General features: G+C 68.4%; 15 protein-coding genes. 5 read left to right on the forward strand and 10 right to left on the reverse strand.

What is annotated here, in order from left to right; translation table 11 throughout:
* Positions 1-13: 13 nt before the first annotated feature.
* From CIB93_RS08385 to CIB93_RS08395, 3 genes are all read right to left on the reverse strand, one after another.
* Complete coding sequence (locus tag CIB93_RS08385; RefSeq protein WP_096625636.1) at positions 14-1027, reverse strand: cation diffusion facilitator family transporter; 1014 nt, start codon at positions 1025-1027, stop codon at positions 14-16.
* A 27-nt stretch (positions 1028-1054) separates the two neighbouring features.
* The gene (locus tag CIB93_RS08390; protein ID WP_096625638.1) at positions 1055-1948 is read right to left on the reverse strand and encodes an acyl-CoA thioesterase II; all 894 of its coding nucleotides are present in this window, start codon (positions 1946-1948) and stop codon (positions 1055-1057) included.
* A gap of 77 nt (positions 1949-2025) precedes the next feature.
* A complete protein-coding gene (locus CIB93_RS08395; protein WP_096625640.1) occupies positions 2026-3183 on the reverse strand; it encodes an acyl-CoA dehydrogenase family protein in 1158 nt (385 codons plus the stop codon).
* 209 nt (positions 3184-3392) lie between these two features.
* Between CIB93_RS08395 and CIB93_RS08400 the strand changes: the two genes are divergently transcribed.
* The 4 genes from CIB93_RS08400 to CIB93_RS08415 all read left to right on the forward strand — a co-directional run bounded on the left by CIB93_RS08400 (position 3393) and on the right by CIB93_RS08415 (position 7099).
* Entirely contained in the window at positions 3393-3734 is a 342-nt protein-coding gene (locus CIB93_RS08400; RefSeq protein ID WP_096625642.1) for a DUF5713 family protein, read from the forward strand.
* A gap of 51 nt (positions 3735-3785) precedes the next feature.
* Positions 3786-4205, forward strand: a complete 420-nt coding sequence (locus CIB93_RS08405) for a helix-turn-helix transcriptional regulator (protein ID WP_096625644.1) — start codon at positions 3786-3788, stop codon at positions 4203-4205.
* A 10-nt stretch (positions 4206-4215) separates the two neighbouring features.
* Positions 4216-4632, forward strand: a complete 417-nt coding sequence (locus CIB93_RS08410; RefSeq protein ID WP_096625736.1) for a VOC family protein — start codon at positions 4216-4218, stop codon at positions 4630-4632.
* 79 nt (positions 4633-4711) lie between these two features.
* The gene (locus CIB93_RS08415; RefSeq protein ID WP_096625646.1) at positions 4712-7099 is read left to right on the forward strand and encodes an excinuclease ABC subunit UvrA; all 2388 of its coding nucleotides are present in this window, start codon (positions 4712-4714) and stop codon (positions 7097-7099) included.
* 54 nt (positions 7100-7153) lie between these two features.
* On the opposite strand, the gene CIB93_RS08420 is transcribed toward CIB93_RS08415, so the two are convergent.
* Together CIB93_RS08420 and CIB93_RS08425 are read right to left on the reverse strand one after the other, a co-directional pair.
* Positions 7154-7375 carry a DUF397 domain-containing protein gene (locus CIB93_RS08420; protein WP_096625648.1) on the reverse strand — a complete coding sequence of 74 codons (222 nt, stop codon included), beginning with the start codon at positions 7373-7375 and terminating at the stop codon, positions 7154-7156.
* The gene (locus tag CIB93_RS08425; RefSeq protein WP_096625738.1) at positions 7308-8168 is read right to left on the reverse strand and encodes a helix-turn-helix transcriptional regulator; all 861 of its coding nucleotides are present in this window, start codon (positions 8166-8168) and stop codon (positions 7308-7310) included. Before CIB93_RS08425 ends, CIB93_RS08420 begins: the two co-directional genes overlap by 68 nt.
* Before the next feature lie 133 nt (positions 8169-8301).
* Between CIB93_RS08425 and CIB93_RS08430 the strand changes: the two genes are divergently transcribed.
* On the forward strand, positions 8302-8646 hold the full coding sequence (locus CIB93_RS08430; protein WP_096625650.1) for a hypothetical protein: 345 nt from the start codon (positions 8302-8304) through the stop codon (positions 8644-8646).
* Positions 8647-8656: 10 nt separating this feature from the next.
* Here CIB93_RS08430 and CIB93_RS37785 read toward each other — a convergent pair whose 3' ends face one another.
* From CIB93_RS37785 to CIB93_RS08465, 5 genes are all read right to left on the reverse strand, one after another.
* The gene (locus CIB93_RS37785; protein WP_179500028.1) at positions 8657-8809 is read right to left on the reverse strand and encodes a hypothetical protein; all 153 of its coding nucleotides are present in this window, start codon (positions 8807-8809) and stop codon (positions 8657-8659) included.
* A 510-nt stretch (positions 8810-9319) separates the two neighbouring features.
* Positions 9320-10237, reverse strand: coding sequence for an alpha/beta hydrolase (locus tag CIB93_RS08445; protein ID WP_096625740.1), 918 nt, complete (start codon positions 10235-10237; stop codon positions 9320-9322).
* Between the two features lie 368 nt (positions 10238-10605).
* On the reverse strand, positions 10606-11247 hold the full coding sequence (locus tag CIB93_RS08455) for a hypothetical protein (RefSeq protein ID WP_096625652.1): 642 nt from the start codon (positions 11245-11247) through the stop codon (positions 10606-10608).
* Positions 11248-11310: 63 nt separating this feature from the next.
* A complete protein-coding gene (locus CIB93_RS08460; RefSeq protein WP_096625742.1) occupies positions 11311-12021 on the reverse strand; it encodes an immunity 49 family protein in 711 nt (236 codons plus the stop codon).
* Positions 12022-12251: 230 nt separating this feature from the next.
* Positions 12252-13109: an immunity 49 family protein gene (locus CIB93_RS08465; RefSeq protein WP_096625654.1), complete on the reverse strand. Its 858-nt coding sequence runs from the start codon at positions 13107-13109 to the stop codon at positions 12252-12254.
* Positions 13110-13118 lie beyond the last annotated feature (9 nt).

The raw sequence follows: 13118 nt of genomic DNA on the forward strand, positions 1-13118 counted from the left end.
CGCATCAGGAACGTCAGAGGCCGGGGCGCCGCCGCTGCGAGCGTCCCGGTGTCGGGTCCAGATAGACCCGCCGGACCGACGGGAACCGCTCCCGCAACTGGTCCTCCGCCTCGTCGCACGCCCACTCGACCTCCTCCGCGGTGGCCATGTCCCGGAAGTCGATCTTCGCGGCGATCAGGATCTCGCTCGGCCCCTGGATCAGCGTGGTCAGCTCCAGTACGTCCACGATGTGCGGCACCGAAAGCAGCTCCTCGCGCACCGCGGACCGCATCGCGGCGGGCAGCGGCCGCCCGATGAGCAGCTGCGCGTTGGACCGGCCGAGCACCCAGGCCACGTACACGAGCAACAGGCCGATCAGACAGGACGCGATCGCGTCCCAGACCCCCGAACCCGTCAGCTGCCCGCCGAGCAGCCCGCCCGCCGCCAGCAGGAGCCCGACCAGGGCCGCCGAGTCCTCCATGACGACGGCCTTCACGGCGGTGTCGGGGGTGTGGCGCAGGTAGTACGCGTCCGGTACCCGCAGCCGTGACGCCTCGCGCCGCACCTGCTTGACGCCGGTCCGCAGCGAGTAGCCCTCCAGCAGGAACGCGACGCCGAGGACGATGTAGGAGACGAGCGGATCGCCCGGCTCCTCGCCCGCGATCAGCGTGTGCACCCCGTGGTAGACGGAGAAGACGGCCCCGCCGACGAAGGTGGCGATGGAGGCGAGCAGCGCCCAGATGTAGCGCTCGGGGCCGTGACCGAGGGGGTGGGCCTCGTCGGCCGGCTTCCCGCTCCGCTTCAGTGCGGTGAGGAGCATGACCTCGGTGACGGTGTCCGCGACCGAGTGGGCGGCCTCGGAGAGCATCGCGCTGGAGCCGCTGATCAGCCCGGCGACGGCTTTCGCCACGGCGATGCCGAGGTTGGCGACGGCCGCCACGACCACCGTGAACGTGGACTCCCCGCCATCAGCTGTGCTCTTTGCCGCCGTGCCGCTCGTTGAGTCGCTCGTGGCGTCGCTCGTGGCGTCGCTCGTGGAGTCGCTCATGGAGGGGAGTATGTCCGAAATGGACCTTCAGATGGTGCTCATCCCGGGGGCACGCGGAACCCGGACGACACCCTCCTGGATGACGGTGATCGCCAGGCGTCCGTCGGCTGTGTAGATACGGGCCTGGCCCAGTCCCCGCCCACCGGAGGCCGACGGCGACTCCTGGTCGTAGAGCAGCCACTCGTCGGCCCGGAACGGCCGGTGGAACCACATGGCGTGGTCCAGGCTCGCCCCCACTACGTCCCCGACCGCCCAGCCGCCCCGCCCGTGGGCGAGCAGCACCGAGTCGAGCAGGGTCATGTCGGAGACATAGGTGGCCATGCAGACGTGCAGCAGGGGGTCGTCGGCCAGCTTGCCGTTCGTCCGGAACCACACCTGCGAACGCGGCTCGCGCGCCTCGCCCACCGTGCCGAAGGGCGGCGCGTCCACGTACCGCAGGTCCACCGCGTCCCGCGCCTCGATCAGCCGGTCCACCATCCCCGGATCGCTGAAGCGGTCCGCGTACCGGGGCAGCATCTCGGCGGCCGTGGGCAGGGTCTCCGGATCGGGCGAGGGCGGCATGTCCGCCTGGTGCTCCATGCCGTCCTCGTACGTCTGGAAGGACGCGGAGAGGTGGAAGATGGGCTGCCCGTGCTGGACGGCGACGACCCGCCGGGTGGTGAAGGACTTCCCGTCGCGGATGCGGTCGACGCTGTAGACGATCGGCGCGCCCGGGTCGCCCGCCCGCAGGAAGTACGCGTGCAGGGAGTGGGCCGCCCGCTCGGCCGGGACGGTACGGCCCGCGGCGACCAGCGCCTGGGCCGCGACCTGCCCGCCGAACACCCGGGGCACGACCGCGCTGCGGCTCATGCCCCGGAAGATGTCCCGCTCGATCTGCTCCAGGTCGAGCAGATCGAGCAGGGAATCGAGTGCTGCGCTCATGAAGGGAACGTGGTCCTTACGGAAACGTGGTCCTCACCGAACCGGCTGCTGAAGTGTCACAGCCCCATCGGCAGTGTTCAGAGCCCCATCGACTTCGCGATGATCGACTTCATGACCTCGCTGGTGCCGCCGTAGATGCGGTTGACGCGGTTGTCCGCGTACAGGCGGGCGATCGGGTACTCGTTCATGAAGCCGTAGCCGCCGTGCAGCTGGAGGCAGCGGTCGATGACGCGGTGGGCGACCTCGGTGCAGAACAGCTTGGCGGACGCGGCCTCCGCCGCCGTCAGCTCACCGGCGTCCAGGGCCTCCAGCGCGCGGTCGGCGACGGCCTGGGCGGCGTCCACCTCAGCCTGGCAGGCGGCCAGCTCGAACTTGGTGTTCTGGAACGAGGCGACGGTCTTGCCGAAGACCGTGCGCTCCTGCACGTACTCCTTGGCGAACCGGACGGCGGCCGCGGCCTGGGCGTACGCGCCGAAGGCGATGCCCCAGCGCTCGGAGGCCAGGTTGGTGCCGAGGTAGCCGAAGCCCTTGTTCTCCTCACCGAGGAGGTCCTCGGCCGGGACCTTGACGTCGACGAACGCCAGCTCGGCGGTGTCGGAGGTCTTCAGGCCGAGCTTGTCGAGCTTGCGGCCGACCGAGTAGCCCGCGGACTTGGTGTCGACGGCGAAGAGGGAGATACCGAAGCGGCGGTCGTCCTCGCGCGGGGCGGCGGTACGGGCGCAGACGATCACGCGGTCGGCGTGCACGCCGCCGGTGATGAAGGTCTTGGCGCCGTTGAGGACGTAGTGCGTGCCGTCCTCGGAGAGCTTGGCGGTGGTCTTCATGCCCGCGACGTCGGAACCGGTGCCCGGCTCGGTCATCGCGAGGGCCCACATCTCCTCGCCGGTCGCGAACTTCGGAAGCCAGCGCTTCTTCTGCTCGTCGGAGGCGAGCATCTTCACGTAGGGCAGGCCGAGCAGCGTGTGGACGCCGGAGCCGCCGAAGGTGACACCCGCCCGCGCGGTCTCCTCGTAGATGACGGCCTCGTACTTGTGCGAGTCGATGCCCGCGCCGCCGTACTCCTCGTCGACCTCGATGCCGAAGATGCCCAGCTCACCGAGCTTGAGGTAGAAGTCGCGCGGCACCTGACCGGCGGCGAACCACTCGTCGTAGACCGGCACGACCTCGGCCGCGATGAAGGCGCGGATGGTCTCCCGGAACGCCTCGTGGTCCTCGTTGAATACCGTACGGCGCACGGGATGCCTCCTAGGTCGGCAGTCGGTTGATACAGGTCGTACGTGGCTAAGCGCTTGCTCAGACTCCCTTCGAAGTTACCCGCCAGTCGGGTGTGCTGTCCAGGGTGATGCTCGGCACGCGGAGACGGGCGGGTCCGGCGTCAGGGCCCGATTGTCAGTCCTGTGGGGGAGTATCGGAACAACGCCGTCGGACGTATCGGGGGACCACCATGACGATCACGAACGAGCAGCTGGCGGGGCACGCGTTCCTGGCCCTGCTGTACGAGGACGACTATTTCCCGGACCACCTCCTGGACAAGGGCACGGCGGTGTTGCGCGCCCTGTGCGAGCGGATCGAGGCCGAGGACCCCACGGACCTCACCGCCCTGTACGCGCTGACGGCGGTGGCGACCGAGGCCTTCAACGACCTGGAGGCCGAGTTCGAGGCGGCGGGCAGCGAGATCGAGACCGTCGCACGCGAGGAGATAGGCGAGGCCTTCTGGACCATCGCGACGGCGTACGGCTTCGCGGACGCGGACCCGGAGGAACTGACCGCCGAGCGCGAGTGGTGACCCGTTTCTGGATGACGGGCCGGGCGTCGGGGACCGTGGGAGGGTGAGGGAGTGAGGCTGGAGGATCTGGCCCGGCTGCGTCGGGCCCGTGACCGCATGGACCGCGAGTACGCCGAACCACTCGACGTCCCCTCGCTGGCCCGCGCCGCCCTGATGTCGCCCGGCCACTTCTCCCGCAGCTTCCGTGCCGCCTTCGGCGAGACCCCGTACAGCTATCTCATGACCCGCCGCATCGAGCGGGCCAAAGCGCTGCTGCGCCGGGGCGACCTGTCGGTCACGGAGGTCTGCTTCGCCGTCGGCTGTACGTCGCTGGGCTCGTTCAGCTCCCGCTTCACCGAGCTGGTGGGGGAGACCCCGAGTGCCTACCGGGCCCGACCCCACGACGCCGGGGAGACCATCCCGGCGTGCGTCGCCAAGATGCTCACGCGACCGGTCAGGAATGGAGAAGCAAATCCCGCACCCCGCCCGTAGCGTGAAACGCATGGACATCAACCTCTCGCAGTGTTTCATCGCCGTCGACGACCACGACAAGGCGCTCGCCTTCTACCGCGACGCCCTGGGAATGGAAGTGCGCAACGACGTCGGATTCGAAGGCATGCGCTGGGTGACCGTCGGGTCCCCCGCTCAGCCGGACGTGGAGATCGTCCTCGAACCCCCGCTCGCGGACCCGAACGCCCCGGCAGCCGACCGGCAGACCATGGCCGAGCTGCTCGCCAAGGGCATGCTGCGCGGTGTGATCCTCTCCGCCGAGGACGTTGACGCCGCCTTCGAGCAAGTCCGGGCCGCGGGTGGCGAGGTGCTCCAGGAGCCGATCGACCAGCCGTACGGCGTTCGGGACTGTGCCTTCCGGGACCCTTCCGGCAACATGCTGCGCATCACCCAGTCCAGCAAGAAGTAACACCCGCCCGATGAGGGCCGGGGCCCCGCCGGGCCCCGGCCCCCGTGCACCAGGCCCCAGTTACGGAGAAACGACGAGCATGGCTCCGAGAACGAAGACCACGCAGCCGCCCGCGCCGCACGCCGCCGACAGCCACGACCTGATCCGCGTGCACGGCGCGCGGGAGAACAACCTCAAGGACGTCAGCATCGAGCTGCCGAAGCGCCGGCTGACGGTGTTCACCGGCGTCTCCGGGTCGGGCAAGAGCTCCCTGGTGTTCAGCACCATCGCCGCGGAGTCCCAGCGGCTGATCAACGAGACGTACAGCGCCTTCGTGCAGGGCTTCATGCCCACGCAGGCGCGGCCCGACGTCGATGTGCTCGACGGGCTGACGACCGCGATCATCGTCGACCAGCAGCGGATGGGCAGCGACCCCCGCTCCACGGTCGGCACCGCCACCGACGCCAACGCCATGCTGCGCATCCTCTTCAGCCGGCTCGGCAAGCCGCACATCGGCCCGCCCGGCGCATTCGCCTTCAACGTCCCCTCGGTCACGGCGAGCGGCGCGATCACCGTCGAGCGCGGCAACAAGAAGGCGGTGAAGGCCACCTTCAGCCGCACCGGCGGGATGTGCCCCCGCTGCGAGGGCCGGGGCACGGTCTCCGACATCGACCTCACCCAGCTCTACGACGACTCCAAGTCCATCGCCGAGGGCGCGTTCACCATCCCCGGCTGGAAGTCGGACAGCTGGTGGACCGTACGGACGTACGCGGAGTCCGGCTTCCTCGACCCGGACAAGCCGATCGCCAAGTTCACGAAGAGGGAGATGCAGGACTTCCTCTACCGGGAGCCGACCAAGGTGAAGGTGGAGGGCGCGAACCTCACCTTCGAAGGGCTGATCCCCAAGATCCAGAAGTCGTTCCTGTCCAAGGACCGCGAGTCGATGCAGCCCCACATCCGGGACTTCGTGGACCGGGCGGTCACCTTCACCACCTGCCCCGAGTGCGAGGGGACCCGGCTGACCGAGGGCGCCCGCTCCTCGAAGATCAAGAAGATCAGCATCGCGGACGCCTGCGCGATGGAGATCCGGGACCTCGCGGAATGGGTCCGCACCCTGGAGGAGCCCTCCGTGGCCCCGCTCCTGACCGCTCTCCAGCAGACCCTGGACTCGTTCGTGGAGATCGGCCTCGGCTACCTCGCGCTCGACCGCCCCTCGGGCACGCTCTCCGGCGGCGAGGCACAGCGCGTCAAGATGATCCGCCACCTCGGCTCCTCTCTCACCGACGTCACGTATGTCTTCGACGAGCCCACCATCGGCCTGCACCCGCACGACATCCAGCGGATGAACGACCTGCTGCTCCGCCTCCGCGACAAGGGCAACACGGTGCTCGTCGTGGAGCACAAGCCGGAGGCCATCGCCATCGCCGACCACGTGGTCGACCTCGGCCCCGGGGCCGGTACGGCAGGCGGCACCGTCTGCTTCGAAGGAACGCTGGAAGGCCTCCGGTCCTCCGGCACCGTCACCGGCCGCCACCTCGACGACCGTGCCGTCCTCAAGGACGAGGTCCGCAAGCCCACCGGCGCGCTGGAGATTCGCGGCGCGACGGCGCACAATCTCCGGAACGTCGACGTCGACATCCCGCTCGGCGTGCTCACCGTCGTCACCGGGGTCGCCGGCTCCGGAAAGAGCTCGCTCGTGCACGGGTCGATCCCGGCGGGCGAGGGCGTGATCTCGGTCGACCAGAGCCCCATCCGGGGTTCGCGCCGCAGCAACCCGGCGACGTACACGGGCCTGCTCGACCCGATCCGCAAGGCCTTCGCCAAGGTCAACGGAGTGAAGCCCGCCCTGTTCAGCGCCAACTCCGAGGGCGCCTGCCCCACGTGCAACGGCGCGGGCGTCATCTTCACCGACCTGGGCATGATGGCCAGCGTCTCCAGCCCCTGCGAGGACTGCGAGGGCAAGCGCTTCCAGGCCTCGGTACTGGACTACCACCTCGGCGGCCGCGACATCAGCGAGGTGCTGGCGATGTCGGTCGCCGAGGCCGAGGAGTTCTTCGGCTCCGGCGAGGCGAGCACCCCGGCCGCGCACAAGATCCTCCAACGCCTCGCGGACGTAGGCCTCGGCTACCTCAGCCTCGGCCAGCCGCTCACCACGCTGTCCGGCGGCGAGCGCCAACGCCTGAAGCTGGCAACGCACATGGGCGACAAGGGCGGCGTCTACATCCTGGACGAGCCGACCACCGGCCTGCACCTCGCGGACGTCGAGCAGCTTCTCGGCCTGCTGGACCGCCTGGTCGACTCCGGAAAGTCGGTGATCGTCATCGAGCACCACCAGGCGGTCATGGCCCACGCGGACTGGATCATCGACCTCGGCCCCGGCGCGGGCCACGACGGCGGCCGGATCGTCTTCGAGGGCACGCCGGCCGAACTGGTGGAAGCCCGCACGACACTGACGGGGGAGCACTTGGCGGAGTACGTGGGGGAGTGAGGCGGGGCCGTATGGCCCCGGTGCCCTCTCCGTCCGCCCCGTCGCACTGCCGGATCAGACGGAGAGGGTCCCGCCCTTGACCGCGTCCACGAAGGAGGTCCACCCGGCGGCGGGGATGAGCAGGGTCGGCCCGCCGGGGACCTTGGAGTCGCGGACGGGGACGGCGGTGGGGTGGTGGTCCTGGACTTCGAGGCAGCTGCCCGACTCGCTACCGCTGTAGGAGGACTTGCGCCAGCGGGTGGGCGGGAAGTCGGTCTGGGTGCTCCGCCTGGCCATGTTCTCTGTAGCCCTTCGCTGTTGCCTTCACCACTGCCAAAGAGTCGTCTCGTGACAGGGAGTCGCTCAGTGCAAGAGCGTAACGGCTCTGGAGTGCCTCGACTACGGCTGGCGAGTCGTGCAACTTCCCTACCCGCACTCCTTCGCTGTAGGCGACTGGCGGCTGGTCATCGAACCACATCAACGTCAGCATGCTTTCCAGCAACGAGTGGAAACCGAGCGACATGGGGAGCACGTGCGTGCGGATGAGCTTCGCTTCGGTGAGCTCAACGATGTGGTCCAGCTGCGCCGCCATGACCTTCGGGCCACCGATCGGACGTCGGAGCGATGCCTCGTCCAAGATCGCCCAGACCACAGGCGGCTTGGTGCCCTGGAAGATCTTTGCGCGGTTCAGCCGTGCGACGACGGCTTTGTCACACTCCGTCGGGCTCAACGGTGGGAACGCCATGCCGAGGACGGCACGTGCGTACGCCTTGGTCTGGAGGATACCCGGGAGAAATGACAGAGCGAACTCGCGGATCATCGTCGCCTGCTGTTCGAGATGCCGCGCCGCGCCGAAGTAGTCCGCGAGGACTCCGTCGTCCTCCGCTCCCGGCCGGAAACTCGTCAGGACATTGCCCGTGCCCAGCGCCAAATCCAGCCGACGGGCATCCTCTTCGCTAGGCATTCGGCGCCCCGCCTCGATGTGCGAGATATGCGACCGGGTCATCAGGGCCAGGTCCGCAAGCTGCTGCTGTGTCAGCCCAGCCGCTTCCCGCTGAGCCTTCAACCATGTGCCATAGGTATTACTCACAGCCAACTCCTGTGCGACGAGCACGATGTCACTCCGAACCCCCTGGCGAGCCTAGCCACGCCGACCGCACTCTGTGAGTGGATCGCTACTCAGCGAAGAACCCACCCCCTATTGCGACGGAGTTGACGCACCCATGAGCGAACAGGCACCGAATTCCGCACGGTTGCTTCCCTGGGCCGGAGCGGACGGCAAACCCTGTTACGTCGTCGGCAACGGCGATGGACAGGTCTCGCGTGCGGCCGACCGGGTCGAGGCCATGCAGCTGGGCATGGCGTACGAACTCCTCGACCACGCCGACGACATGGTGGACGACGACCGGTCCACGTCCGTCCAGCTACGCCACCTCGCGGCGGCCCTGGCGTACTCGCTGCGGGACGTTCACCGGGTCGCCCGGAGTCGAGGCCTGAGGCTGGGGATTCCCGACGCCTTCGAGCCCGACCACCCGACGGGACCGGGACTGGTCCGTCTGGGGCCGTGAGGCGGGGACCTCAGACCCCGGCCGTGCAGAACACGCACGCCTCCCAGAACGGCAGCGCGCCCAGCACCCGGTGACGTACGCACGAGGCCATCGCGGCCTCCTGCGGCCCGGGCAGGACATCCGCGTCGGCCTTCGCGGTCGCGGGGTCGAACGCCTCCACCATCGCCCGGTACGTGCGCAGGTAACTCTCGGCCCGAGGTGCCTCGTAGGTCAGTTCCTCCCACCGGTGGCGGGTCAGCGCCAGATCGAGGACGCGCAGCAGGAAGTCCTCGGCCCCCGCCCGCTCCTGCGGCGTGTCCCCCCCAGTCGAGCTCCGCCAGGTCGAAACCGACTGCCCCGCGCCCTATTACGTTCTGGTCCTGGAGGGTCAGCAGGGCGGCGAAGCGGAAGTCCCACGGCTCGCGGGCCATCGTGGAGACGGCGAGCATGAGCACGTCCACGAACACGGCCGTGCCGCCGTTGGTCATCTCCAGGTGGCGACCGTCACCGCCGCCGAACAGGTTCATGCCCCGAGAGTAGGAGAGGAAGGAGGCCGACCTCCGATCATCCGCGTGCAGAGCGGGACGGCGACCTCGCGGAGTTGCCGTAGAGACCGGTTACCGCCTCGAAGGCACCAAGTGCGGCGCCGCCGTGCACGACGACGGTCGGCACGACATGCACCTGCTCGCTCGTATCAGGGCTGACTGAGCCGGTCGTGCAGCCAGGAGCTGATGCCGCTGAGCGCCGTTGCGGCCATGGCGGTGGGGTGGCCCGTGAAGCCGTGAGGCGACTCGGGGTAGACGCGCACCTCGACGTCGTTACCCGCCGCCGACAACCGGCCTGCCAGCGCAAGGTTGTCCTCCAGCAGCACGTCGTTGCTGCCCACGACCAGCAGCGTCGGGGGCAGTCCGCGCAGGTCGCCGTAGAGCGGGGAGATATCGGGAGCGGTGCGGTCCGCGACGTGGCCGGCGTACGCCTGGATGAAGTATTCGTCCGCGTAGAGACGGCCGCCCGGGGTCTGCGCGCTCAAGTCGTAGGCGCCGTAGCGGAGTGCGGCAGCGGCGAACGGATCGACGACGCCTCTGTCCCTCAGCCGGAGCAGGGTCGTCAGGGCGAGGTTGGCTCCCGCGGAGCTGCCGCCGATCGCGAGCCGGGAGGTCCCGAAGCGGGCTTCGGCCTCCTCCAAGAGCCAGAGCGCCGCCGCTTCGCAGTCGTCGGGCGCGGCCGGCCAGGGGTGCTCGGGCGCGAGCCGGTAGTCGACACTGACGACGGCGATGTCCAGGGCGTTGGCGAGCTCGCGGTGGCGTTCGTCGCCCCGTGCCGCGGAGCCGGAGTAGAAGCCGCCGCCGTGGATGCCCAGGTAGACACCCTGGGGCGGACCGCCGGCCGGCAGGAAGATCCGGACCGGGACGCGCACTCCGGCGGCCTCGATCGTCTTCTCGACGGCAGGCGGAACGGCGGCACGCGGTGCGGGCTTCTTCGCTCGCGCCTCCTTGAGCTCCTCGAAGGTGCTTGCGCCCCGGCCTGCCGGCCTCGACCGGTAGAAGGCACGAGCTTCGGCGATCTGCTCGGCGGGCACGTCGGCGAACAGTGTTTCCAGGGCGAATCGCACGCGTCGCTCCTCCTCGTCCATCTCATCCATTCGGGTATCACCCGGATGCTATCGGCGCTGCCGCGAGGCCGGGCGGCCTCGCCTCGGGGCGGTGGACGCCTTCGGCGACACCGCCTACTCCACTGGTGACGCCCGCCAGGCCATGGACCGGGAAGGACACCGGCTATTCCTCAAGCCCGCCACGCTGCGGCCCGCGGTTCCCGGCGGCTTCACCCTCGACGACTTCGCCATCGACACCGCCAATGTCGCCGTGACCTGCCCGGCCGGTCACACCGTGGCCCTGTCCGACCCCGGCGGGCACCGCCGACCGGGGCGTACGTCTGCGACTCGTCCATCCGCTCACGTCGGGCACCGTTCCACGCCCGGCTTCAGCAGCGCAGCCCGACGACACCCCAACCGCGCAGCTCGGCTTGGCCGATGACGTCGCCCCACCCCTGGAGCAGCCCGACGAACGTGTCGAAGTCGTTGATCCGTCCGAAGTCGGCCCGGGAGTGCTGGTCGAACGGGCCTCGCAGCAGGTTCAGTTCAGGGCCGACGGAGTCCCAGAGACCCTTCAGCGAGGAAACAGCCGCAGGACGACACCACAGAAGATGGTCCGAGGGCGCAGGGGACTCGTCCACCGACACGAGCGCCGATGCCTCCTGGGCGTCCTCCCGATCAGGCATGTACTCAAGCCCACCCCAGAAGAGAGGATCGACGAACCGGTCCACGGCCGAGCGTAGTCCCGGCTCGACGAACGACCGGATCTCCTCCCACCGCTCACCCGCCCAGAAGTGATCCTTGTACGAGCACCCGACGTCCCCGAAGTCGAACTTCCCGAACCAGCCCAAGGTCGGGGGAGAGGGCCAGGACCACTGAGGCCCGGCGGACGGCGGACAGTCCGGCCCGGCGTCCCACCCTTCCTCGTCCACCGAGGTTCCGGCCTCGTGCAGCATCGCGTAGTGCTGATCCTCCGGTACCGCCATGAGGTGATCCCAGTCGACGACCAGCACGTCCATGCATATGCCCATGACGATAGAGGGTAGAAGGCCGGCGGCACCGATCGCGGCCCTTGGGGGATCAGGTCCGTCGGCTCAGGTTGGGAATTCGCCGAGCCAGGAGCGCTGGAGGAGGTGTTTGGGGAGGTAGTCGGATTCGATGTCGAGGGGGAATTCGGCGTCGTAGGCGAGGCAGGCGATGGCGAGGGGGCCGAGGGCGATGCTGCCGTCGATGTCCGTGGCGCGTTCTTCGTTGTGGGTCCAGTAGGCCTTGTGGACTTTGAGGGCGTCGGCGAGGGCGGGAACGAAGCCTTCACGGTCGTTGCGGACGTAGTGGTAGAAGAGGTTGATCGGTGGGTAGAGCACGCCTTGGAGCAGGTCCTGTGGGGCAATGCGGGCGACGGCGGGGTCGGACGCCTCAATGGTGGCGATGAGTTTGTCCGCGAGGTCGGGGCGTCGGAGCCACCAGCTCTGGAGGGTGTCGACCCAGTGGTAGATGTACTCGTCGTAGGACCCTTCGGGTGAGCGCAGCCGTTCCAGGGGGATCTCGCTGAGCTGGGTCATCCGGTCCTGGTCACGGCAGATGACGGCCAGCCAGAACGCCGACAGCCACATACCCGCATCGGCGGTTGGGCGAGACTCAGCGATCGATAGAGTCCGCAGCTTCCGGTTGATGCGGCACTCGACGGCACCTTCGGTCGAATGGGCAACAGCGAAGAGTGCTGATCCCAGTTGCATCGAATTGACTGTCGACTCCCACGTCTCCACCGCCGCTGCCCTGGGGTCGGCCGCGCAATGTGCAAGCATGGCCGAAACAGCAGTACTGAAAGCGAAGTCGATCAACTCTGTGGAATCCTCCAGATCTTCGATGCGCCGGACAGTGTGCTTGCTCAGACGTCCCGCGGATTACTCGGCATCGGATCCTGAAGGCGGAGTATGTCGGTTGAAAGCCTCATCCATGCCAGAGCTCCCCCTATGAGACGGAAAGAATTCCGGGGGCCCGCAGGGCAAGCGCAAGCGGCCCGGCGAAGCGTTGATCAGGTTGGGAACTCCCCCGGCCAGTCCCGCTCCAGAAGGGCGATCGGAAGGTACTCGGATTCGACCTCGATGGGGAAGCCCGCGTCGTAGGCGAGGCATGCCACCGCGAGAGCAGGGAGGGCAACCAAACCGGTGGCTTGAAGAGAGTTGTCCTCTGTGCTCCAGTACTCCTTGTGCCACTGGAGGGCGTCGGCGAGGGCCTGGTTGAAACCGGAGTGATCCTCGCGAACCAGGCGGTGGAACATTTCCATCGGTGGGTAGAGGATCTTCGCCGTCGTCTCGGGGTCGCTGATGTGATCCCGAGACGGATCCGTTCCATCGATCGCCGCCACCAGCTTGGCGCCCAGATCAGGGCCCCCGAGCCAGTAGTCCTGAAGTGTTTCGATCCAGGCGTAGATGAACTCGTCAAAGGGTGCGCTCGACTGCCTGAGCAGAGACACGGGAACCTGGCACAGGGCGGTCAGCCGGTTCTTCTCCCGACAGGCCACGGCGAGGTAGAAGGCCGTCAGCCATGCACCTGCATGCGCGTAGTACTGCGGGCCCGTGGCGTGGAGTGCCCGGTCCCTCTCCGCGATGCGGCAGCGGACCTCTCCTTCAACCATGGTCGCCGTGGCGAACGTTGCCGAGCCGACCTGCATGGCGTTGACCCACGCCTTCCAGGTGGCAAGGCGGGATGCCTCGGTGTCCAGGAGGCAGTGGGACTTCGCGAGCGTGAGCGTCAGCTCGAAGGCGTCACCCAGCCGGGTGGAGCTGGTTTCCAGGCTCTCGATCAATCCCTCCGCATTTTTCTCCAGTACGGAAATGCCTGCCGCAGCGTTCTCCCTTGGAAAGGGATGGCGGGAAATGGTGACCGTCAACTTGATTCT

Origin of the sequence: Streptomyces sp. WZ.A104 (genome assembly GCF_002382885.1) — a bacterium.
Lineage (GTDB): Bacteria > Actinomycetota > Actinomycetes > Streptomycetales > Streptomycetaceae > Streptomyces.